General features: G+C 64.5%; 22 protein-coding genes. 11 read left to right on the top strand and 11 right to left on the bottom strand.

Going from position 1 to position 20991, the window contains the following annotated elements; all coding sequences use genetic code 11:
• Positions 1 to 42: 42 nt before the first annotated feature.
• The gene (locus tag LB554_RS00920) at positions 43 to 690 is read right to left on the bottom strand and encodes a GNAT family N-acetyltransferase (RefSeq protein ID WP_224582730.1); all 648 of its coding nucleotides are present in this window, start codon (positions 688 to 690) and stop codon (positions 43 to 45) included.
• 178 nt (positions 691 to 868) lie between these two features.
• Here LB554_RS00920 and LB554_RS00925 point away from each other — a divergent pair, with 178 nt between their 5' ends.
• The 4 genes from LB554_RS00925 to LB554_RS00940 are packed head-to-tail and all read left to right on the top strand — an operon-like array spanning position 869 to position 5204.
• Complete coding sequence (locus tag LB554_RS00925) at positions 869 to 2170, top strand: ArgE/DapE family deacylase (RefSeq protein WP_224582731.1); 1302 nt, start codon at positions 869 to 871, stop codon at positions 2168 to 2170.
• Positions 2167 to 3225 (top strand): phosphotransferase, encoded by a 1059-nt coding sequence (locus tag LB554_RS00930; protein WP_224582732.1) that lies wholly within the window; start codon positions 2167 to 2169, stop codon positions 3223 to 3225. Before LB554_RS00925 ends, LB554_RS00930 begins: the two co-directional genes overlap by 4 nt.
• Before the next feature lie 5 nt (positions 3226 to 3230).
• Positions 3231 to 4532 carry an aspartate aminotransferase family protein gene (locus tag LB554_RS00935; protein WP_224582733.1) on the top strand — a complete coding sequence of 434 codons (1302 nt, stop codon included), beginning with the start codon at positions 3231 to 3233 and terminating at the stop codon, positions 4530 to 4532.
• A gap of 15 nt (positions 4533 to 4547) precedes the next feature.
• Positions 4548 to 5204, top strand: coding sequence for a GntR family transcriptional regulator (locus LB554_RS00940; RefSeq protein ID WP_224582734.1), 657 nt, complete (start codon positions 4548 to 4550; stop codon positions 5202 to 5204).
• Between the two features lie 21 nt (positions 5205 to 5225).
• Here the strand turns inward: LB554_RS00940 and LB554_RS00945 are convergent, their stop codons facing one another.
• From LB554_RS00945 to LB554_RS00965, 5 genes are read right to left on the bottom strand one after another with little or no spacing between them, the layout of a single operon-like run.
• Positions 5226 to 6530 (bottom strand): NAD(P)/FAD-dependent oxidoreductase, encoded by a 1305-nt coding sequence (locus LB554_RS00945; RefSeq protein ID WP_224582736.1) that lies wholly within the window; start codon positions 6528 to 6530, stop codon positions 5226 to 5228.
• Positions 6527 to 7510, bottom strand: coding sequence for a branched-chain amino acid ABC transporter permease (locus LB554_RS00950; protein ID WP_224582746.1), 984 nt, complete (start codon positions 7508 to 7510; stop codon positions 6527 to 6529). The genes LB554_RS00945 and LB554_RS00950 overlap by 4 nt, the downstream gene beginning before the upstream one ends.
• Positions 7507 to 8415 carry a branched-chain amino acid ABC transporter permease gene (locus tag LB554_RS00955; RefSeq protein WP_224582748.1) on the bottom strand — a complete coding sequence of 303 codons (909 nt, stop codon included), beginning with the start codon at positions 8413 to 8415 and terminating at the stop codon, positions 7507 to 7509. Before LB554_RS00955 ends, LB554_RS00950 begins: the two co-directional genes overlap by 4 nt.
• The gene (locus LB554_RS00960) at positions 8412 to 9161 is read right to left on the bottom strand and encodes an ABC transporter ATP-binding protein (protein ID WP_140724478.1); all 750 of its coding nucleotides are present in this window, start codon (positions 9159 to 9161) and stop codon (positions 8412 to 8414) included. Before LB554_RS00960 ends, LB554_RS00955 begins: the two co-directional genes overlap by 4 nt.
• On the bottom strand, positions 9158 to 9958 hold the full coding sequence (locus LB554_RS00965) for an ABC transporter ATP-binding protein (protein WP_140661551.1): 801 nt from the start codon (positions 9956 to 9958) through the stop codon (positions 9158 to 9160). The genes LB554_RS00960 and LB554_RS00965 overlap by 4 nt, the downstream gene beginning before the upstream one ends.
• Positions 9959 to 10084: 126 nt before the next feature.
• On the opposite strand from LB554_RS00965, the gene LB554_RS00970 reads away from it, so the two are divergent.
• The 7 genes from LB554_RS00970 (at position 10085) to LB554_RS01000 (ending at position 16048) form a co-directional block, all read left to right on the top strand.
• A complete protein-coding gene (locus LB554_RS00970; protein ID WP_140617453.1) occupies positions 10085 to 10819 on the top strand; it encodes a GntR family transcriptional regulator in 735 nt (244 codons plus the stop codon).
• Positions 10816 to 11298: a DUF3830 family protein gene (locus LB554_RS00975; RefSeq protein ID WP_224582750.1), complete on the top strand. Its 483-nt coding sequence runs from the start codon at positions 10816 to 10818 to the stop codon at positions 11296 to 11298. Before LB554_RS00970 ends, LB554_RS00975 begins: the two co-directional genes overlap by 4 nt.
• A 1-nt stretch (position 11299) precedes the next feature.
• On the top strand, positions 11300 to 11653 hold the full coding sequence (locus tag LB554_RS00980; protein ID WP_140617451.1) for a TIGR04076 family protein: 354 nt from the start codon (positions 11300 to 11302) through the stop codon (positions 11651 to 11653).
• Complete coding sequence (locus LB554_RS00985; RefSeq protein WP_224582753.1) at positions 11650 to 12705, top strand: aldo/keto reductase; 1056 nt, start codon at positions 11650 to 11652, stop codon at positions 12703 to 12705. The genes LB554_RS00980 and LB554_RS00985 overlap by 4 nt, the downstream gene beginning before the upstream one ends.
• Before the next feature lie 5 nt (positions 12706 to 12710).
• Positions 12711 to 13133: a DUF4440 domain-containing protein gene (locus LB554_RS00990; RefSeq protein ID WP_015319019.1), complete on the top strand. Its 423-nt coding sequence runs from the start codon at positions 12711 to 12713 to the stop codon at positions 13131 to 13133.
• A gap of 47 nt (positions 13134 to 13180) precedes the next feature.
• Positions 13181 to 14440: an ABC transporter substrate-binding protein gene (locus LB554_RS00995; protein ID WP_224582754.1), complete on the top strand. Its 1260-nt coding sequence runs from the start codon at positions 13181 to 13183 to the stop codon at positions 14438 to 14440.
• A 213-nt stretch (positions 14441 to 14653) separates the two neighbouring features.
• Positions 14654 to 16048, top strand: coding sequence for an FAD-binding oxidoreductase (locus tag LB554_RS01000; protein WP_224582756.1), 1395 nt, complete (start codon positions 14654 to 14656; stop codon positions 16046 to 16048).
• Between the two features lie 3 nt (positions 16049 to 16051).
• Here LB554_RS01000 and LB554_RS01005 read toward each other — a convergent pair whose 3' ends face one another.
• The 5 genes from LB554_RS01005 to araD1 all read right to left on the bottom strand — a co-directional run bounded on the left by LB554_RS01005 (position 16052) and on the right by araD1 (position 20975).
• On the bottom strand, positions 16052 to 16852 hold the full coding sequence (locus tag LB554_RS01005; RefSeq protein WP_140724495.1) for an ABC transporter permease: 801 nt from the start codon (positions 16850 to 16852) through the stop codon (positions 16052 to 16054).
• On the bottom strand, positions 16849 to 17721 hold the full coding sequence (locus LB554_RS01010) for an ABC transporter permease (protein WP_224582758.1): 873 nt from the start codon (positions 17719 to 17721) through the stop codon (positions 16849 to 16851). The genes LB554_RS01005 and LB554_RS01010 overlap by 4 nt, the downstream gene beginning before the upstream one ends.
• A complete protein-coding gene (locus LB554_RS01015) occupies positions 17718 to 18821 on the bottom strand; it encodes an ABC transporter ATP-binding protein (protein WP_224582760.1) in 1104 nt (367 codons plus the stop codon). Before LB554_RS01015 ends, LB554_RS01010 begins: the two co-directional genes overlap by 4 nt.
• Before the next feature lie 76 nt (positions 18822 to 18897).
• Positions 18898 to 19923 (bottom strand): ABC transporter substrate-binding protein, encoded by a 1026-nt coding sequence (locus LB554_RS01020; RefSeq protein ID WP_023782299.1) that lies wholly within the window; start codon positions 19921 to 19923, stop codon positions 18898 to 18900.
• Between the two features lie 53 nt (positions 19924 to 19976).
• Positions 19977 to 20975: an AraD1 family protein gene (araD1, locus tag LB554_RS01025; protein ID WP_224582762.1), complete on the bottom strand. Its 999-nt coding sequence runs from the start codon at positions 20973 to 20975 to the stop codon at positions 19977 to 19979.
• Between the last annotated feature and the right edge of the window lie 16 nt (positions 20976 to 20991).

Raw genomic sequence — 20991 nt, forward strand, 5'->3', positions numbered from 1 at the left:
GATGGTGAGGCGATGCCAGGCTGGCGGGTTGCGACGACGGTCTCATCTGGCGCCGGGCACCCATTCCGTTTCGATCAGCGGAATTTGCGGCGCGCAATCGCGCGGCAGGGTTCCCTTGATCCTGGGATCATCGGTGATTTCGAAACCGGTTGCATAGGGTTCAAATCCGCAAGCCCTGTAAAAACCGATAACGCTGTGATGATCGAAGCTGCTGGTGTGCAGCCAGATGCGGATGGGGCCTAGGCGCCATGCCTGGTCGAGCGCGCCCGCCATCAGCCGTTTGCCGAAGCCTTGGCCAGTCAAGGAGGGAAACAGGCCGAAATAGGTGATCTCGATCTCGTTGCTGTCGGCGACCGAGAATTCGACCATGCCGACATGGCCCCCACTCTCATCATGGCCGTAGTAGAGATGCTGACTTGGGTCGGCGAAATGCGCCGCGATGTCGGCGTCCGACATTTCGGCGGCGCGGTCCCATAGCCAGGGAGCGCCGATCTCGAGGAAGACTGCGCGGTAGACGGCGGGATCGGGCTTGGTGACGCGGGTCATCGCCAGCGGATGCGCGAGACCGGGCATCGCTGCACGCGCCTCCATCCACGTCACCGCATTGATGATCTTGCCTGCCGGCACGCGCCGGTAGCCCGGCGCGAGATCGGTGGTTTCATCCGGCAATGAGCCTTCAGTGACTTGCATCTGTCCTCGGTCTTCCGCCGCGCAGCCTGGCCGGCATCTCAAGAAGCTGATGCCAACTCTGCGGCCGCCTGCCAAGTGGCTCCAGAGGTGGGCCATCATTTTGGCTCGCCTGCCGCCTTGCCTTTTCGGAGAATGGCATATGAGATATGATACACCATCCCTGGAGAAGCGGAATATCATGCCTGAGCGAATTGCGGACGAGGCCATCTTGCGGGCGGTCGACGATGGCTTCGACCGCCAGCTCGCCTTCTTGGCGGACCTCGTACGCTTTCCCTCGCAGCGTGGTGAGGAACACGCCGCGCAATCCTTCATGGCGGCCGCCTATGAAGCCAATGGCTATGCGGTCGATATGTGGCGTGTGGATGTCGATGCGATCCGCGACCTGCCTGGATTCTCGCCCGTAGCGGTTTCGTACGATGACGCGTTCAACGTCGTCGCCACCCACACGCCGAAAAACGCCACCGGTCGCTCGCTGATCCTCAACGGCCATATCGATGTGGTGCCGACCGGACCGCTCGACCGCTGGGTGCGAGATCCCTACGATCCAGCGATCGAGGATGGCTGGATGCATGGCCGTGGCGCCGGCGACATGAAGGCCGGCCTGTCGGCCTGTCTCTATGCGCTGGCCGCCTTGCGCGGCCTCGGCTATCAGCCGGCGGCGAAAGTGTTCCTGCAGTCGGTGGTCGAGGAGGAGTGTACCGGCAATGGCGCGCTCGCTTGCCTGCAGCGCGGTTATCGCGCCGACGCCGCCTTCATTCCCGAACCGCTGGAACCAAGACTGATGCGGGCGCAGGTTGGGCCGATCTGGTTCAGGGTCGAGGTCGACGGCGATCCGCAGCACGCGTCGGGCGCCTTTTCCGCCGGCGCCAATGCCATCGAGAAGGCCTTCCTCATCATCCAGGCGCTGAAGCAGCTCGAAATCGTCTGGAATGCCAGAAAGGTTGACGACAGGCATTTCTGTAATCACCCGCACCCGATCCGATTCAACCTCGGCAAGATCCAAGGCGGCGAATGGACATCGAGCGTTCCCGCCCGCTGCGTCTTCGAGATGCGGGTCGCGACCTATCCCGGCCAGAAGCTCGAGGACGCCAGGGCCGAACTCGAGGCCTGCATCGCCGATGCCGCCCGCGCCGATCCGTTCCTCGCCAATCGCCCGCCCAGGATGACCTACAACGGCTTCATGGCCGAGGGCTATGTGCTGGAAGGCGCCGACGAGATGGAAGCCGTGCTGCGCCGCAGCCACACCGCCGTGTGGGGTGAGCCGTTGACGGAACAGGTCACCTCGGCGACCACCGATGCGCGCTTCTTCGGCCTTTATGCCGACACGCCGGCAATCGTCTACGGCCCGATCTGCCGCATGCCGCATGGCTATGACGAGGCTGTCGATCTCGATTCCGTGCGCAAGGTCACCCAGACCATTGCGCTCTTCATCGCCGACTGGTGCGGCCTCGAACCCATCGATGCCGAGGTCAGGCCATGAACGCGGCCGCATCGGATGCTTTCGGCGAGACGCTCGCGGACGATGCGCCCGATGTCTCGATCGCCGAGGCGCTTGCCCTGTTGCGTCGGCACTATGGGCTCACTGGCAGCGCGCGCACGCTGCCAGGCGAACGCGACCACAATTTTCACATCCAGACGGAAGGCGAGGGCGAATTTGTCCTGAAGGTCTCGCATCCGGCGGAAGAGGCTGATTTCACCGATTTCCAGAACAAGGCGCTCGACCACATACTGATCGTCGACCCGGCTTTGCCGGTTCCCTCGGTGCGCAAGAGCCTTGAAGGCGAAGCGCAGTTCATGGTCGACCTCGGCGGATCGGTGCCGCGCATCGTGCGGCTCGTCACCTATCTGCCGGGCCAGCTGCTTTCGCGCTCGCCCACCTCATCGGCACAGGATCGCAATCTCGGCATCTTCCTCGCCCGGCTTGGCCGGGCGCTGCGCGGCTTCTTCCATCCGGCCGCCGGCAGCGACCTTTTGTGGGACATCCGCAAGGTCGCCAAGACGCGGCCCATGCTGGCGCATATCGTCGATGCCGGCCACCGCGCCATGGTCGAGCGCGCCATCGACGCCTACGAGGAGCACGCGGCGCCGGTTATTCCCGGGCTGCGCGCCCAGATCGTCCACAACGACATGAACTCCTACAATGTGGTGATGGACGCTTCGCGACCGGAAATGGTCAACGGCATCCTCGATTTCGGCGACATGATCCATTCGCCGCTGATCTGCGATCTCGCCATCGGGGCCGTCTATCGCTGGCCGGCCGAAGGTCATCCGCTGGCGCCCGCCGCGCGCTTCGTCGCCGGCTATCAGTCCGTGCAGCCGCTCGAGATCGAAGAACTTGGCATCCTCTTTCACCTCATTCGTGCCCGCCTCGCACTCATCGCCAACATCGCCAGCTGGCAGGCCGAGCGTTTTCCAGCCAAGCGCGACTATGTCCTGCGCCTCATCACCGAGGTCTGGGCCTCGCTTGAGCGGCTGGACGGACTGTCGTCCGCGGACGCCCGCCGCTATTTTCTCGACCATTCCAAGCCGGAGTAGATGCCGTGTCCCTGTCCTCGCCACATCCTGCAAATGTCGATTCGGCGGCATCCGAGCAAGCGCTGCTCGAACGTCGCGCCAGATTGCTCGGGCCGACCTATCGCGCCTTCTACCGCAGCCCGATCCATCTGGTGCGTGGCAGCGGTGTCTGGCTCTACGATGCCCAAGGCCGAAAATACCTCGACGCCTATAACAACGTCGCCTCCGTCGGACACTGCCACCCGCGCGTCGTAGAGGCGCTGTCTGGGCAGGCCGCCACGCTCAACACGCACACGCGCTATCTCAGCGAGATCATCCTCGACTACGCGGAAAGGCTGCTCGGCACGCTTCCCTCCCATCTCGGCCATGCCATGTTCACCTGCACCGGCAGCGAGGCCAACGATCTCGCCATCCGCATCGCCCAGCACTCGACCGGCAACACCGGCGTGATCATCACCGACTTCGCCTACCACGGCGCGACCATCGCGACAGCACAGCTGTCGCCGGCTGCGGTCGGGGCAGCGGGCGTGCCCGCCCGGCATCGGGCCGTGGCAGCGCCGGACACGTTCCGCGACGGCGGCCGCGCCGCGCATGATTTCGCCAGAAATGTCGCCGCCGCCATCGAGGATATGTGCGCGCAAAACATCCGCCCGGCGGCGCTGCTGCTCGATTCCGCCTTTTCCAGCGACGGCATCTTCTTCCCCGACGCTTCCGTCATGCGCGAGGCGGCCGATCATGTCAGGAAGGCCGGCGGCATCGTCATCGCCGACGAGGTCCAGTCCGGTTTCGGCCGGCTCGGCCAGGGCATGTGGGGCTTCGCCAACTATGGCCTCGCGCCTGACATCGTCACCATGGGCAAGCCGATCGGCGACGGGCATCCGATGGGCGCGGTGATCGTGCGGCCGCAGCTGGTGAGCTCGTTCGGTTCGAACACCGGCTACTTCAACACTTTCGGCGGCAATCCGGTCGCCGCCGCGGTCGGCATCGCCGTGCTCGATGTGATCGAGGGCGAGGGGCTGATCGAGAACGCGCGGACGGTTGGCGCCTATACAGGAGAATTGCTGCGCGCCTTGCAGAGACGGCACGGCATGGTCGCCGATGTCAGGCACAACGGCCTCTATTTCGGCGTCGAGCTGATGGCGGAGGATGAGGCCACTGCTGCTGCCAAGACTTCATCCGTCGTTGAAGCCATGCGCGAGGACGGCGTGCTGATCTCGTCGTGCGGTCCGCGCGGCAATGTGCTGAAGATCAGGCCGCCGCTGCCCTTTGCCAGGGACAATGCCGAGCAGCTGGCCGAGGTGCTCGATCGCGCACTGTCGAAATGGTGAGCTGAGCGGGCACGCATGCTGAAGCTCGAGCATCAAACCCTCAATGACCGGGCCTACGGCGCGCTCAAGCAGGAGTTGATCTCGGGCGGCTTCAGCCCGGGCCAGACACTGGTCATCCGCAAGCTCGCCGAGAGCTTTGGCATTTCGACCACACCGATCCGCGAGGCGCTGCAAAGACTGGTCGCCGAGCGGCTTCTGGAAATACAGAACAACCGCTCGATCATCGTGCCCTTGCTCTCCGCACCCACTTTCGCGGAACTGACGCGCATCCGCATCGCCGTCGAGGGACTGGCGGGCGATATGGCCACGTCACGAATGACTGAAAGCGGGCTGGCCGACATCCAAGCCGCGCTCGCCGGCATGCAGCGGGCTATCGAGGCGCAGGACGCCACGGCCTATCTGGCCCTGAACGAAGCCTTCCATTTTGCTATTTATGAGCACGCCGGCGCGCCGATCCTCTTGAACATGATCCGCGATCTCTGGGGGCGCGTCGGACCCTATCTCAAGCTCCTGATGCGGGCCGATCGCTACATTCCGCAATCCAATGACGCACACCGCGGGATCGTCGCCGCGCTGGAACAGCGCAACGGCCCGGCCGTTCGGGCTTCCCTTGAAGAGGATATCTCCGTGGCGGCCGCGGTCCTCTCCGACAGTCTCCATATGGCGCACTGATCGCGGGCAGGCTCGGTCGGCCTATGCCGTCTCGTCCATCCGGTCGCGCAGGATGCTCCAGCCGAGCAGCATGTTGGGCGCGTGCCGCAGCAGGGCATGGAACGGAATTGGCGCCGGCGGTGCGAAGGGCAGCGGCAAATCACGCGCTTCGGCTCCAGCGGCCCAGTCGGCCAGCACCTTGCCCATCGCCGTGGTCATGGCAATGCCGCGTCCATTGCAGGCGCGACCGGCTATCAGCCCCGGTCCGAGGTCCAGGAGATGCGGCAGGAAATCCGGTTCGACCGCTGCCATCCCCGACCAGCTGTAGGCAAGGGGGGGCAAATCAGGCAGGTCGAGGTGCCGGCCAAGCCGTCGCCAGATTGTTTGCGGCACGCGCGTATCGGCGCCGGCGCCAAGAATATGCATGCCGCCGCTGATCAGCCGGTTGTCGGCGTCGAAGCGAAAGGTGAAGAGGTTGCGCCTGGTGTCGCCGACGCCTTGTCCGCCAGGCAGCAGACGCGTTCGGATTTCATGCGGCAGGGGCGCGGTCGCGATCTGGAAGACCTTCAGCGGAATATAGGTTCGCCGCAGCAACGGATCGAGCGACCCGCCATAGGCGTTGGTAGCGATCAGCACCTTGGCCGCGCGTACCAGGCCCAACCGTGTTTGAAGTGCCCAACCATCGGCGACGCGATCGATCGAGGTGACCGGCGTGTGCTCGAAAATCTTCGCGCCGGCCTTCTCCGCCGCATCGGCGAGCCCCCGCGCATAGGCGACCGGATTGAGCACGCCGCTGGAACGATCCATCCAGCCACCGACATAGCCGCGCGCGCCGGTCAGCGCTTCGACCTCTTGCCGATCCAGGGTGACGACAGGCCGGCCGCGCCGCGCCCATTGGTCCGCGCGGGATTTGACCTTCTCCAGGGCCGCCGGCGAGTGCGCCGGCTGGATCCATCCGTTCTGCACCGCATCGCAGTCGATGCCGTGCCGCCGGATCAAGCCGAAGACGAGGTCGGCACTGCCGGCGGCAAAATCGATGAGGCGTTCGCCGCGCTCGGGGCCAAGATGCGCGAGGATGCTGTCGGGGTCCATCCTGGCGAAGTTCGGCACGACGAAACCGGCATTCCTGCCGGTCGCGCCCCAGGCGATGATCTCGGCTTCGAGAACGGCGATGGAAAGTCCTTTTCCGGCGGCGTGCAATGCGGTTGAAAGGCCAGAAAATCCGCCGCCGACAATGGCAAGGTCGACATCGAGGTTGCCACTCAGCGCAGGCCGCTTGCGGCGATCGCGGCTGATGGCATGCCAAAGCGAAGTGCCGTTCGCACTCTGCCGGACCAGGGAATTCATGAACCGGAACTGCTTTTGTCCGTGGCGATCCGCGTGCGCTTGCCGAAGCGCGTCCGCAGCGGCCTGTCGCCGAACAATCCGTTCGGCCGCATCAGCAGGATCACGCAGAGCATCACGCCGATGGCGACGATCTGCAGCGAAGCGGCGCGCGCCTGCTGCTCGGGCGGGAAGAACACGCTGGTCAGCGTGCCCGATCCGGCCCAAATCCCCCAGACCAGGACACTGCCGATGACCGCGCCGAGATTGCTGCCCGAGCCCCCGACGATCAGCATCACCCAGACCTGAAAGGTGAGGATCGGCAGGTAATTGTCCGGCGCGATGAAGCCGGTGAAATGCGCCTGCAGCGCGCCGGCCAGCGCCATGATGGCGCCGCCGACGGCAAACGCCTGGACGCGGTAGAAGCGCGCGCTCTTGCCGAGAGAAATCGCCGCCCGCTCGTCTTCGCGGAGCGCCTTCAGCACACGGCCCCACGGACTGCGCGACAGGTGCTCCAAGGCGAGATAGGCAATCAGCGTCACAGCACAGACGACGGCGAGGTTCGACAGGTTGAACAGCAGCGGCGTCTCCGCCAGGCCGCCGAAGGGGCGCGGGATGAAGCCGATGCCGAACGGGCCGCCGGTCAGGTTCTGCGCGTTGAGTGCGACCAATTGCACGACGACGGCCACGCCGAAAGTGGTGATCGCCAGATAGTCGGATCTAAGACGCAACGTCGCCATGCCGGTAAGCGCGGCCGCAATGCCGCCAACGATCATGGCACCCACCCAGCCGGCGAGGATGGGCAGGCCAAAGCCGCCGAGCCGCGCGGGATCGTCCGGTGTCGTCAGCAGCGCCGAGGTGTAGGCGCCGATGGCGACGAAGCCCGCCAGGCCGACATTGAACAGGCCGGTCAGGCCCCATTGCAGGTTGAGCCCCAGCGTGACCAGTGAGAAGATCAGCGCCGTGGTCAGGAAGAAGGCGCCGTATCCGACCAGATCGATCATCTTTCCCGAACTCCGAAAAGGCCGATCGGCCGCACGAACAGCACAGCCATCAGGATGATGAAGGAAACGGCGGCGCGCCATTCGGCGCCGATCAGCTGGACCGCGCCGGCTTCGGCGAGACCGATGATCAGGCCGCCGAGCACCGCGCCCGGGATGCTGCCGATGCCGCCGAGGATGGCGGCGGCGAACATCGGCAGCAGCATGTCGAAGCCCATGAACGGGCGGATCTGCACCAGGATGCCGATCATCACGCCAGCCACGCAGGCGAGCGCGCCGCCGATGATCCACGTCACCCGCACCACGCTGGCAACGTCGATCCCGACGACGAGGGCCAGTGCCGCGTTCTGGCTCAAGGCCTGCATGGCGCGGCCAGTCTGCGTGCGCGTCATCAACAGATGCACGCCGAGCACGAGTATGGCGGTCAACACGAGCAACGCGATCTGGTCGGGCGTGATGCGGATGCCGAAGCCGACCGGCATGGCGATCTGGATCGCCCGGCTGAAATAGGTCGGCCGTGAGGTGAAGGTGAACTCGAGCAGGCTGCGTAGCGCCATTGAGGCGCCGAAGCTCGCCATCACCACGATGATCGCCTGGCCCTGCGAGCGCAGCCGCGAAAACAGGATCTTGTCGAGCAGCAGCGCGAGCAAGGCGGTGAATGCCATACCGACGATCAGGGCAACAAGAAGCGGCCAGCCGAAGGATAGCGGCCCGATCGGCGCCACCTTGCCGAACATCGCACCGATGGCACTGACCACGGCCAGCGTCGCATAGGTGCCCCAGGCCATGAAGTCGCCATGGGCGAAGTTGGAGAAACGCAGGATCGAATAGGTGAGCGTCACGCCGATGGCGCCGAGGCCGATCATCGAGCCGGTCAGCAATCCGTCGACGATGAATTGCAGGCTCATGCCGCGCCTCCCTTACCTGCGTGAGAAGGGCGCTGACCAAGATAGAGTTCGGCGACGACAGGGTCGTTCCACAATTCGGAGGCTATGCCTTCGTGCCGGTCCTTGCCTTCGGCCAGCACATAGGCACGGTCGCCGATGGCAAGCGCTGCCTTGGCGTTCTGCTCGACCAAAAGGATGGTGACTCCGGACTTGCGGATGCCGGCCAGCATCTCGAATACCATCGCGACGAACTTCGGCGACAGGCCGGCGGACGGCTCGTCCAGCACCAGCACCTTGGGATGGACGACCAGCGCCCGCGCCACGGCAAGCATCTGCCGCTGGCCTCCCGACAGATTGCCGGCGGCGGTGCGGCGCTGGCGGACAAGGTCGGGGAAGGCGGCGTACATTTCCTCGATGCGGGCCGGGATATCGCGCCGCTCGAGGATGCCGCAGGACACCTTGAGGTTGTCCTCCACCGACATCAGCGGAAAGATGTTCTCGGTCTGCGGCACGAAGGCGAGACCAAGCCGGACCATGGTGTGGGCCGGCGCGGCGGTGATGTCCCTGCCGTCCAGCAGCACCGTGCCACCGGTGATCGGCACGAGGCCGGCGATCGCCTTGATGAAGCTCGACTTGCCGGCGCCGTTGGGGCCGAGCACGACGACGATCTCGCCTCTGTCGACGGTGATCGAGGCGCCGCGCACGATCGGCACGCCGGGCTCATAGCCGGCTTCGAGGTCGCGGACATCGAGAACGGTCTCGCTCATGCGGTGCCTCCGAGATAGGCCTCGATGACGCGCGGGTCGCGCGCGACCTCTTCTGCCGTGCCTTCGCTCAGCAGTTGGCCGCTCGCCATGACAAGGACGCGGTGGCAGAGCCGCGTCACCATGTCGATGTTGTGCTCGATCAGCAGGAAGGTGATGCCGCCCGCGTTGATGTCGCGGATGCGGTCGATGATGACTTCGAGCAACGTCGCATTGACGCCGGCGGCGGGTTCGTCAAGCAGGATGATCGCCGGGTCGGCCATCATGACCCGGGCAAGTTCGAGCAGCTTGCGCTGGCCGCCGGACAGCACGCGCGCCGGCTCATGGGCGAGATGGCTGAGGGTGACGAGTTCGAGCAGGTCGAGGGCTTTCGTCCGGGCGGCTTTTTCCTGTGCCGCCACCCGCCACGGCGTGAGGAAGTTAGCCAGCAGCTTTTCGCCGGCCTGGCCCTGTGCCGCGAGCATGATGTTTTCGATCAGCGTCAGATTGGGCAGCGGGCGCGGGATCTGGAAGGTGCGGCCGAGCCCTCTGCCGATGCGCAAATGAGCGGCTTCGCCCGAGACGCGCGTGCCGTTGAGAAGGATGTCGCCGCTGGTCGGCAGGATGCTGCCTGCGAGCAGGTCGAACATGGTCGTCTTGCCGGCCCCGTTGGGTCCGATCAGGCCGAGGATTTCGCCGGCTTTGACATGAAACGAGACATCGTTGACGGCGACAAGGCCGCCGAACCGCCTGACGACGTTGCTTGCCGTCAGAACCGGGACACGGGTCTCCTTCCCCTGCCTTTCCGCTGCCTCGCTCATCAAACCCTCTGGCCGAGGACGGTCGTCGCCGTCTTCTGATTATGATTTGTGATCACACTTGCTTTGATCACGCTATTCGGCTTTAATTTCATCTGCAAGCCGAAAACCCGCCGAGAACGGAATTCCATGCAAAAGGCTGCCATCGAGAAAAACAACGAGGCGATCGCGGCCCAGCTGGCTCCGGTCGGCCGCGAGACGGTGCAGGATCGCGTCTATTCCGAGCTGCGTCGGGCCTTGATCGGCGGCCTGTTCGAGCCAAGCCAGGTGCTGACTATCCGTGGGCTGGCCGATGCGCTGGTCACTTCGACAATGCCGGTGCGGGAGGCGCTTGGCCGGCTGATCACGGAAAAGGCGCTGGAGGCGCTGCCCAACCGTTCGGTGCGGGTGCCGCCAATCACGCTGGAGCGCCTCGACGATCTCTTGCGTGCCCGCGTCCTGATCGAGGGCGAGGCGATCGCGCTGGCCGCCGCCCGCATGGGGCCGCGCCAGATCTCCACCATCGAAACCATTCTCGGCGAGTGGGACGAGATGCGGGCGCTGAAACACAAGAAGGATGTCGACCGCGAAGTGACGCTCAACCAGAGCTTTCACTTCGAGATCTATCGCTCCTGCGGCTCGGCCGTGTTGATCCCGATGATCGAGAGCCTGTGGCTGCAATCAGGTCCATGCATCCGCGTCGCCATCTACGCCTTCTCGGAAGCCGGCGAGGTCGACACCGCCCAGTATCATCGCCGCATCGTCGAGGCGCTGGCCACGCAGGATGCTCGGGCGGCGCGCGAAGCACTGGTCGCCGACATCAGCCGGCCCTTCACCTTCCTGCGCAGCAAGCTGCAATCCGCCGCCGCGAAAGGCCAGATATGACCTCCATCAGGATCAGCGAGCCCCGCTCCAAGCTTTCCGTCACTGCGCTGCTGCTGCCGGAAAAGGCGCCGGAGAATGCGGCCTTTCTCACAGCCTATCTCGCCACGCCACGTGTCGTCCCCGCCATTCACGCCATGTGGACGGGACCTGAGATCTCCTCTCCGGTTCCATCAGCCGATCTCGAGGGGCAGGCCTATGCCCAGCCGCTGCCGGCGGAGAACGCGACCCTGACGCCGCAGCCAGGTGACATCGTGTTGTCCTACGTGCCGCCGCGCATGTGGGGCGGCAACCCCAACGCAATCTTCGACATCGGCCTGTTCTACGGGCAGGGCGCGCGTCTGCTGTTCCCGATCGGCTGGCTGGCCGGCAGCGTCGTCGCGCAGGTGGAGCCCGAGGAGCGCGATCAATTCGCGGCTGCCTGCGGCATCATCCGCCGCAACGGCGCCTGCGACATCACCTTCAGCCTGGTGGAGGCCTGAAATGGCTGACGACAGTTTCGAACTCTTCGATCTCCGCGTCGAGGCGGTCATTCCGCGGGGCAAGCCGATCTATTGCGGCGCCAGGGCCGGCGACTATTTCGAGCTCAAGGGCGAGATGCTGTCGATGCCGGCCGGGCAGGGCTTTTCGATCTATTCGATCTCGGCGGTGCTGCCGCTCCTGGCGGCGAAGCAGCGCCCGACCCACCCGAACGACTGGATGACCTCGGACGCGGAGATCGCCTGTCCCGATCCCAACTGCGCCAGCAGGCTGCGGATCGTCAGGCTGGCCAAGCGGCGATTCAGCCATGCCGAAACCACGGCCGTGCCGCTGCCGAAAGGGAATGACCTGACATGACCGCCAAGACATTCGAGCTCAGCCCGGGCTACACGATTTCGCGCGTCATACGCGGTGGCTGGCAACTGGCCGGCGGCCATGGCGCCATCGATCGCAGCCAGGCTGTGAGCGACCTGATCGCCACCTTCGATGCCGGCATCTGGACCTATGACTGCGCCGATATCTACACCGGCGTCGAGGAATTGATCGGTGCCGCGCGCTTGCGGCTGGCCAATGAGCGCGGTCTCGATGCAGCCGCCAAAATGAAGGTGCACACCAAGCTCGTGCCCGACCTTGAACGGCTCGCTACGATCAGCCGCGACTATATCAGGGGCATCGTCGACCAGTCGCTGCGCAGGCTTAAGACCGAGCGGCTCGACCTCGTGCAGTTTCACTGGTGGGATTATGCGCAGCCGCGCTATATCGAGGCGATGGGTTGGCTCAACGAGCTTCGGCGCGAGGGCAAGCTGCGCAATCTCGGCACCACCAATTTCGATACGCCCCGGCTTGCCGAAATTCTGTCAGCCGGCATCCCGCTGGTCAGCCAGCAGCTGCAATATTCGGTGCTCGACCAGCGTCCGGCGAACAGCCTCGCCGGGCTTGCGGAGGAAAACGGCGTCAGCTTTCTCTGCTACGGTTCTGTGGCCGGCGGCTTTCTCAGCGACAAATGGCTTGGTGTCGCCGAACCCGGCACGCCGCTCGAAAACCGCTCGCTGGTCAAGTACAAGCTGATCATCGACGATTTCGGCGGCTGGGACCTGTTCCAGCAACTGCTTCGCGCGCTGAAGGCGGTGGGCGACCGCCACGCCGTCGACATCGCCACCATCGCCAGCGCCTGGGTGCTGGAGCAGCCGCGAGTGGCCGCGGTCATCGTCGGTGCCCGCAACCAGGCCCATGCGCTGGCCAACGCCAAGATCATGGATGTCGTACTCGACGCCGATGACCGTGCGCGGATTGCAGCCGTGATAGCGAGAGGCAACGGCCTTGAGGGAGATGTCTACACGCTGGAGCGCGACCGCCACGGCCGCCACGGCTCGATCATGCACTACAATCTCAACGCGGGCCGGATATGAAGACCATGGACGACAGGTTGTTTTCGCAGGCCAGCGCCGAAGTCGTCGATCTGCATCGCTTTTTCGTCGACTGGTTCGTCGCCTCGCGCGCCGACAAGGTGGATTTCGGCCGCTTCGAAGCCGTCATGGGCGAAGGCCTGACCATGATCGCACCAGGCGGCCAGATCCTCGACCGCGATGCCGTGATCGACCATGTGCGCTCCAGCCGCGCCACTTGCGACGACGGCTTTGCCATCTCGATCGAGGACATCCGGCCCGGCTGGCAGGATGGCGACACGATCGTCGTCCTCTATGTCGAGGCGCAGCTGCGCGCGGGCAAGCACAGCCGCCGCCAGTCGAGCGCGGTCTTCACCACCCGTTCATCGGCGCCCAACGGCGTCCAATGGCGGCATCTGCATGAAACCTGGCTGCAGGTGCCGGAACACTGAGACTTTCCAGACGTCAAATCAGTTCGTGTAACTCAAGGGGAACAACAATGAGAAAGACGATACTCCAGCTCACCACGGCACTTGCTCTCGTGACGATGGCGGGTGCCGCACAGGCCGCCGACTGCAAGATCACCGTCGGCCTCGTCATGGAACTGACCGGTCCGGCCGGCGAATACGGCCAGGCCGGCGCCAAATCGGTCGAAATGGCCTTCCGCGACATCAACCAAGCCGGCGGCGTGCGCGGCTGCGATCTCGTCACCGACACGCGCGACAGCCAGAGCCAGGGCAACATCGCGGTCGATGCCGCCACCCAGCTGGTGCAGGTCAAGAAAGTGCCTGTGATCATCGGCGGCATCATCTCCTCGGTGTCGATCCCGATCCTGACCTCGGTGACCGCGCCGGCCAAGATCGTCCAGGTCTCGCCGGCGTCGTCCTCGCCGACGCTGACGACACTCGGCCGCGACGGCAAGACCAACGGCATCTTCTTCCGCACCATCACCTCGGATGCGCTGCAGGGCGTCGCCGCCGCCAAATACGCCGTCGACAAGGGCTTCAAGAAGCTGGCGATCATCCACGTCAACAACGACTTCGGCGTCAACATGGTGGCCGAATTCTCGCGTGCCTACAAAGCGCTCGGCGGCACCATCGTCTCCGACACGCCCTACAACGAGAAGCAGTCGAGCTACGCCTCGGAAGTCACCGCGGCGATGGGTGGCGAACCGGATGGACTTTACCTGGTCAGCACGCCCGTCGACGGCGCCACCATCGCCCGCACCTGGATTTCGCAGGGCGGCGTGCAGAAATTCCTGCTCAATGACGGCATGAACAGCCCTGATTTCATCGAGTCCGTCGGCGCCGATTATCTGAAGGACGCCTATGGCACGTCTTCAGGCACCAGCCCGACTGCCTCGACGGAGTATTTCACCAAGAACTACAAGGCGTTTTCTGGCATCGAACCGTCAAATCCCGCGGCAGACCGCTCCTATGATGCCGGCGCCATTGTCGGGCTCGCCATCGCGATTGCCGGCTCCGAGAACCCGGCCAAGATCAAGGACGCCATGTACAAGGCAGTCGATCCCGCCGGCACGCCGATTTATGCCGGCAAGGAAGAATTCGCCAAGGCGCTCGGCCTGATCAAGGACGGCAAGCCGATCCGCTATGAAGGCGTCATCGGTCCCGTCGCCTTCGACAAGTTTGGCGACATCACCGGCCCGTTCCGGCTGTGGAAGATCGCCGACGGCAAGGTGACGACCGATGGTGAAATGACCACCGACGACGTCAACGCGCTGCAGGCCAAGCTTCAGTAAGCCGTCGCTGTACTTCCGGCATCGATCTCGCCCATCGCGATCGATGCCGGCATAGTCTGAGGCAGCTCGATATCGCTTGCACGACAAGCGGGCGCGATTAGGATCGGCCGGCTGCAATTCAGGGATGGCGAGCGTGCTGGACAAGGATACTCATCGGGCGATCCGGTTGTTGGACGCTGATGATGCGCCCTGTCACGCAGGCGCCTGAGCCGGATGTCGCCTGAAACACAACGGCTGCTCTCCGCGCTTGGCAACAGGCTGGGCGCGGGCGGCGTGCTCGCCGGCTCCGACGTGGACCAGCGCTATCGTGACGATCCCGACGGCAAGCTCGGCGTGCTTCCCGAAGCCGGGCTGCGCCCGCGCGATGCCGAGGGTGTCGCGGCGGCACTCGCCGCGTGCAACGCTCTTGGCCAGCCGGTCGTCGTCCAGGGCGGGCGCACCGGGCTGGCCGGTGGCGCGCGCGTCCAGCCGGGCGAGGTCGTGCTGTCGCTGGAGCGCATGACCGGCCTTGCCGCCCCGGATTGTCAAGCCGCCACCATCGTCGCCGAAGCTGGCGCGACGCTGCAATCGGTGCAGGAAGCGGCCGACGGCGCCGGGCTGATGTTCGGCGTCGATATCGGCGCGCGCGGCTCCGCCACGGTCGGCGGCAACATCGCCACCAACGCCGGCGGCATCCGCGTGCTGCGTTATGGCATGTACCGGGCACAGGTGCTGGGGCTGGAGGCGGTACTCGCCGATGGCACCGTGCTGACGTCGCTCAAAGGCCTGCCCAAGGACAATTCCGGCTACGACCTCGGCCAACTCTTCATCGGCGCGGAAGGGACGCTTGGCGTCGTCACCCGCGCCGCGCTCCGGCTGCATCCCAAGCCCGCATCCGAGGTGAACGCCTTCTGCGCGCTGCCTTCGCTCGATGCGGCGATCGCCCTGCTTGGGCTGCTGCGGCAAAAGCTCGGCCCGCTTTTGTCCGCCTATGAGGTCAATATCGCGCCGCTCTATGACGTGATGGTCGCCAGCATGGCCATGCCGGCGCCGCTTCCGGCCGGATCACCCGTCTACGTGCTGGCTGAAATCCAGGGCAGCGAGCCAGAACGCGACGGCGAGCGCTTCGCCGCGGTGTTGATGCAGGCGGTCGAGGACGGCGTCGTCGACAATGTTGTCGTCTCCCAATCGCCGCGCGAATTCCGCGCGCTGTGGGATGTGCGGGAGGACGCCAACCGCGTCCTGTTTTCGATGAAAGGCCTGATCGGCGTCGACATCAGCATCCCGTTGGCGCGAATGGGGGCGTTCCTGCAAGAAGCGGATGCCGCCATCCACGCGGTCGATCCCGGTGCCGACATCTACGTCTTCGGCCATCTCGGGGACGGCAACCTGCACTATCAGGTGCTGACGGCGGACCCGGCGGCGGCCTACGGTATCATCTATCGCGGCGTGGCGGCGGCCGGAGGTGGCGTGTCGGCCGAGCATGGCATCGGCCTCGACAAGAAGCAGTGGCTGAATCTGGTGCGCAGTGACGCCGAGATCGCCACGATGCGGCGGCTGAAGACGGCGCTCGATCCGAAGAACATCCTCAATCCCGGACGAGTCTTCGACCTTGACCCAACCGTTTGAAACTCAGGTACGTTCCGTCGCCATTTGCCTGGGAATGAGAAAACGGGCGGCGAGCACGCACAGCAGCACGGTGAACATCAGGATCAGCGCCACCAGCGCGTTGATGTCGGGCGAGAAGCCTAGCCGCATCATCGCCCACAGCCGGACCGGCAGCGTGCTTTGCGTGCCGGTGACCAGGATGGTGATCATCGTCTCGTCGAACGACAGGGCGAAGGCCAGGATGGCGCCGCCGACCATGGCGCTCGACAGGTTCGGCAGGATGATGCGCCAGAAGGTCTGCCAACCGCTGGCGCCGAGATCGTAGGATGCTTCGACCAGCGTGCGGCTCATCGACTGCAGCCGCATCAGCACAGTGCGGTAGACGATCGCCAGCACGAACACGGTGTGGCCGATGACAACCGTCAGCAGCGAGCGTTCGAGGCCGATCTCGCGGAAGAAGATCAGCAGCGCCAGGCCGCTGATGATGGGCGGCATCAGGAATGGCAGGAAGATGATGAACTGCAGAACCGAACGTCCCGAGCGGCGGCCGTGATAGTAGAGCGCCAGCAGCGTCCCGCTGACCACGGACAGGATCACGGTACAGACGCCGACGATCAGCGTGGTGCGCAACGCGGTCAGGATGTCATGGTTTTCAGCCAGCGCCACATAGGTCGAAAAGGTCGGCGACGACCAGTCGACATTGCCATGCGAAATGGTGAAGAACGACGACACGATCGGCACGAACAGTGGGCTGTAAAGCAGTACCGCGACCAGCGTCGTAATCGCGGCCAGGAAAACAGTGGAAGGCCGGGGCAGCGCGCTCATACCGACGTCCCCCGGCTGCGCCCGAACCGTTCGCCAATGAGAATGGCGGCGATCACCACGATCGCAAGCGCCACCGACAGCGCGGCGCCGAACGGCCAGTTATAGGCCGTGCCGAACTGGCTGTAGAGGATGCGGCCGAAGGTGAAGCCGCTGATCCCGCCGACCATCTGCGGTGTCAGGAAATCGCCGATCGCCAGTACGAAGACGAAGCTCGCCGCCGAGGCGACGCCGGGCAGGCTCAGCGGCAAGGTGATGCGCAGGAATGTCTGCAGGCTGCTGGCGCCCAGGTCATCCGAGGCGCGCAGCAAGGTCTGCGGGATCCGCTCCAGCGACAGGAAGATCGGCAGGATGGCGAACGGGATCAAAAGCAGGCTGAGCGTCAAGAGGATCGCGTTCATGTTGAAGACGAAAAGCGTCGATGGCTGATCCAGGATGCCGAGCGCCACCAGCGCCTTGTTGAGGAAGCCGTTGAGGCCGAGGATGCTGCGGATCGCGTAGATCTTGATGACGTAGCTCATCAGCAGTGGCACCAGCAGCAACATCAGGAGGGCATAGCGCCACCGCCCTTTCAGCGTCGTCAGGAAGTAGGCGGCGGGATAGGCGAGCAGGATACAGATCACGGCCACCGATATGCACAGCACGATGGTGTTCCAGAACACCGGCAGAAAGATCGGGTCGGTGAAGAACCTGACATAGTTGCCGAGCGTCGGTGCATGGACGATCGTACCCTGGTCGACGCTGAAGAAACTGTAGACCAGGAAGATTGCCAGCGGCACGAGGACGAAGATAACCGGCAAGGCGAATGCCAGCACCGTCACCAACCCTGACAGTCGCCGTTGCGCGGCGTGTGTCGAGCCGGTTCCGCTCATGCCAGCACCAGATGGCCTTCATGCGGCGCAAACGAAAGCCAGACCGTCTCGCCGGATTTCAAGATGCTGCCGTCGATCCGGCTCGGCATGCGCAGCCGCAGGCGCTGCGCGGCATCGTCCGCCCCCGCCATGATCGTGGCGACGGTCGACGAGCCGGCAAAGGCGAGATCGGCAATGGCACCGGAAAAGCGATTGGCGCCATCACGGGCGTCCGCGAGATGCAAGGCTTCAGGGCGGAACGCCGCGAAAGCCGCGGCGCCATCCGGGGCAATCTTCAGATGCGGCTGGTCGCTGATCGAGCAGACCAGCCGTCCGAGTGCCGTCTCGATCGGTCGCTGCTCGCCTTGCACCGGACCGAGTTTTCCAGCCACCAGATTGTTCTCGCCGAAGAAGCGCGCCACGAATTCGCAATTCGGCTTGTAGTAGAGCTCATGCGGCGTGCCGAGCTGGCGGATATGGCCGGCCTGCATGACGCAGATCCGATCGGCCATGCCGATCGCTTCTTCCTGGTCGTGGGTGACGAACAGGAAGGTGGTCTTGATCTCGCGCTGGATGGATTTCAGGAACTCCTGCATCTGCCGGCGCAATTCGAGATCGAGTGCCGCCAGCGGCTCGTCGAGCAGGATCAGGCGCGGCTGGCAGATCAGCGCCCGGGCGAGCGCGACACGCTGGCGCTGGCCGCCGGAAAGCTGTGCCGGAAAGCGCTCGGCGAAACGTCCGAGCTGCACCAGATCGAGGGCTTGCGCCACGCGGCTGGCGATCTCCTTGCGCTTGATATGGCGCACCGAAAGCCCATAGCCGACATTGCCGGAGACGGTCATATGGGGGAACAGCGCATAGTCTTGGAACACCGTGTTGAACGGCCGCTTGTTGATCGGCATGCGGCTGATGTCCTGGCCGTCCAGCCGGATCTCGCCTGACGTCAGCGGCTCCAGCCCGCCGATCAGCCGCAGGACCGTGGTCTTGCCCGAACCCGACGGCCCAAGAACGGTGAGGAACTCACCGTCCCGGAGCGACAGGTCGATGCCGTGCAGCACGGGAACCGTGCCGTAGGATTTCGAGACGGACCGCAGCGTCAAGAGGTCGGTGTTCTGGCTCATGGGATATTCTCGCATACGCTTCGGCGGTCCGGAACGTCCGGACCGCCGGGTCCTTCGAAGTCAGGCGCGGAAGGGATCAGGGCGTCGCCTTGACCTCGTTCCACAAGTCCGAACGCTTGAGCGGATCCTCGACATTGTTGAGCCAGACCAGCTTGTCGTTGCCGCCCGCACTGCTCGACTCGACCACCGTGTTGCCGAATCCGGTGCGCTCGGAAAGCGCGCCGCTGACCTTCTTCGTCAGCATGAAGTCGATCCATTTCTCGGCCGCGGCATTGTCGCGGACGCCCTTGGAGATCACCCAGTTGTCGAGCCAGGCAAGTGCGCCTTCGCTCGGATTGACGTAGGCGACATGGGCGCCGATCTTCTGCAGTGCCTTCACCTGCTGCTGGCCATAATTGGCCCAGATCAGCGCAACATCATTGTTCTGGTAGATCTGCTGCGCCTCGTCGGCGGTGGTGTAGAAGCTCAGCACATTGCGCTTGAGCTCGACCAGCTTGGCCTTGACCGCCGCCATCTGTTTTTCGTCGAGGTTGAACGGATCCTTGTAGCCGAGCGTCAGCGCGGTGAACGAGAAATTGTGCTCGCCATTGTCGTAGGCGAGGATCTTGCCTTTGTAGGCCGGATCCCACAGGACGGACATCGAGGTCGGCGCCGGCTTGACCTTGTCGGTGTCGTAGATCAGCCCGATGGAATCGAAGCAGAATGGAATACCATAGACCTTGCCGTCCTTGGTGTCGCCGCTGACCTGAGACAGATCGCGGAAGCGCGGCAGCACGTCCTTCTGGTTCGGCAGCTTGGTGATGTCGATCGGCGACACCAGATCGGCCTTGATGTAGCGCTGCAACTGGGCGGTGTTGACGGCGAAGACGTCGAAGTCCTGCCCTTCGCTGCCCTTGATCTTGGCCCAGATTTCGTCATCGCTGCCGATGAAGACGACATCGACGCCGATGCCGGTGGCGGCGGTGAAGTCCTTCACCCAGTCCGGGTCGGCATAACCGTCCCAGGCCAGCACGCGAAGGTTCGCGGCCAGCGCCGCCGACGTCATCAGGCCGATGCCGAGCCCGATGGTCGCTAGTCTCAGAAACGCTTTCTTCAGTCCCATTTTTAATCTCCCATTGTCGTTCTGGTGGACCGTAATTTCCGGGGCTATCGCCGTCATAGCTGGGTGACGGCGACCAGTCCCTCGTCCGGCACCGACACCATCCGGTTGCGCAACGGCTTGCCGAATGTCTGTGCCTGGATTTCATACTCGTCGCCGGAAGCCGTCTTGACGCCGGAGGCGTAGCTCATCACCGCCGCTCCGAAGAAATAGGCGTGCAGGTCGCCCGCCCTGCGGTGCATCGGGTAGCGGAAATGGAAGTGTTCGAGATTGGCGATCGAATGCGACATGTGCGCTTCGCCCGACAGGAATTCCTGTTCCCAGATAACAGTGCCGTCGCGCAGAATGCGGGAATGGCCACGCACTTCTTCGGGCAGGTCGCCGATCAGAAGCTCCGGTCCGATCGAGCAGGAGCGGAGTTTCGAGTGGGCGAGATAGAGGTAGTTCTCGGCCTCCGTCACATGGTCGGAATATTCGTTGCCCAGCGCATAGCCGATGCGATAGGGGCGGCCATCCGGCCCATTGAGGTAAAGGCCGACGATCTCGGCTTCTTCGGCGCCGGCTTTCGCGAAGGCAGGCATCGGCAGATCGGCGCCAGGCGGCACGACACAGGTGCCGACGCCCTTGAAGAACCACTCGGGCTGGATGCCGATCTTGCCGGCACCGGGCTTGCCCCCGTCCAAGCCCATGCGGAAGATCTTCAGCGAATCCGACTCCTCGGCGTCCTCGCCATGGGTCAGCACATGCATCTTGTCGCGCGCGGCGGCACTTCCGGTGTGGGTGAGGCCGGTGCCGGTGACCAGGAAGCGCGCCGGTTCCGGATGGTCGACGGGAGCGAGCACGCGGCCATCGCGCAGCAGTTCGCCATAGTCGATCGTGGCCGCAGCAGTCCGCTTCTCGACCAGCGCCGCGATCGACGCACCCTGGGCGATCGCCGCTTCGGCGAGCTCCAGCACGGTGCTTGTCTTGTCGAGTGGATGCAGGCGATTGCCGTCATCGGAAACGCGGCCGACCCGCCTGCCGCCATCGATCGTTGTGTACTGAACAAGACGCATGAAATACCCTTCTTCC

It is taken from the genome of Mesorhizobium sp. CO1-1-11, from assembly GCF_020164995.1.
GTDB lineage: Bacteria > Pseudomonadota > Alphaproteobacteria > Rhizobiales > Rhizobiaceae > Mesorhizobium > Mesorhizobium australicum.

Bases quoted from the DNA above. Each gene is read 5' to 3' on its own strand.
- LB554_RS00990 (WP_015319019.1), top strand. From the start codon at position 12,711: ATGGACGACAGGTTGTTTTCGCAGGCCAGCGCCGAAGTCGTCGATCTG.
- LB554_RS00950 (WP_224582746.1), bottom strand. From the start codon at position 7,510: ATGATCGATCTGGTCGGATACGGCGCCTTCTTCCTGACCACGGCGCTG.
- LB554_RS00995 (WP_224582754.1), top strand. From the start codon at position 13,181: ATGAGAAAGACGATACTCCAGCTCACCACGGCACTTGCTCTCGTGACG.
- LB554_RS00980 (WP_140617451.1), top strand. From the start codon at position 11,300: ATGGCTGACGACAGTTTCGAACTCTTCGATCTCCGCGTCGAGGCGGTC.
- LB554_RS01010 (WP_224582758.1), bottom strand. From the start codon at position 17,721: ATGAGCGGAACCGGCTCGACACACGCCGCGCAACGGCGACTGTCAGGG.
- LB554_RS00985 (WP_224582753.1), top strand. From the start codon at position 11,650: ATGACCGCCAAGACATTCGAGCTCAGCCCGGGCTACACGATTTCGCGC.
- LB554_RS00920 (WP_224582730.1), bottom strand. From the start codon at position 690: ATGCAAGTCACTGAAGGCTCATTGCCGGATGAAACCACCGATCTCGCG.
- LB554_RS00955 (WP_224582748.1), bottom strand. From the start codon at position 8,415: ATGAGCCTGCAATTCATCGTCGACGGATTGCTGACCGGCTCGATGATC.
- LB554_RS00970 (WP_140617453.1), top strand. From the start codon at position 10,085: ATGCAAAAGGCTGCCATCGAGAAAAACAACGAGGCGATCGCGGCCCAG.
- LB554_RS00945 (WP_224582736.1), bottom strand. From the start codon at position 6,530: ATGAATTCCCTGGTCCGGCAGAGTGCGAACGGCACTTCGCTTTGGCAT.
- LB554_RS01000 (WP_224582756.1), top strand. From the start codon at position 14,654: ATGTCGCCTGAAACACAACGGCTGCTCTCCGCGCTTGGCAACAGGCTG.
- LB554_RS00930 (WP_224582732.1), top strand. From the start codon at position 2,167: ATGAACGCGGCCGCATCGGATGCTTTCGGCGAGACGCTCGCGGACGAT.
- LB554_RS00960 (WP_140724478.1), bottom strand. From the start codon at position 9,161: ATGAGCGAGACCGTTCTCGATGTCCGCGACCTCGAAGCCGGCTATGAG.
- LB554_RS01020 (WP_023782299.1), bottom strand. From the start codon at position 19,923: ATGGGACTGAAGAAAGCGTTTCTGAGACTAGCGACCATCGGGCTCGGC.
- araD1 (WP_224582762.1), bottom strand. From the start codon at position 20,975: ATGCGTCTTGTTCAGTACACAACGATCGATGGCGGCAGGCGGGTCGGC.
- LB554_RS00940 (WP_224582734.1), top strand. From the start codon at position 4,548: ATGCTGAAGCTCGAGCATCAAACCCTCAATGACCGGGCCTACGGCGCG.
- LB554_RS01005 (WP_140724495.1), bottom strand. From the start codon at position 16,852: ATGAGCGCGCTGCCCCGGCCTTCCACTGTTTTCCTGGCCGCGATTACG.
- LB554_RS00965 (WP_140661551.1), bottom strand. From the start codon at position 9,958: ATGAGCGAGGCAGCGGAAAGGCAGGGGAAGGAGACCCGTGTCCCGGTT.
- LB554_RS01015 (WP_224582760.1), bottom strand. From the start codon at position 18,821: ATGAGCCAGAACACCGACCTCTTGACGCTGCGGTCCGTCTCGAAATCC.
- LB554_RS00925 (WP_224582731.1), top strand. From the start codon at position 869: ATGCCTGAGCGAATTGCGGACGAGGCCATCTTGCGGGCGGTCGACGAT.
- LB554_RS00975 (WP_224582750.1), top strand. From the start codon at position 10,816: ATGACCTCCATCAGGATCAGCGAGCCCCGCTCCAAGCTTTCCGTCACT.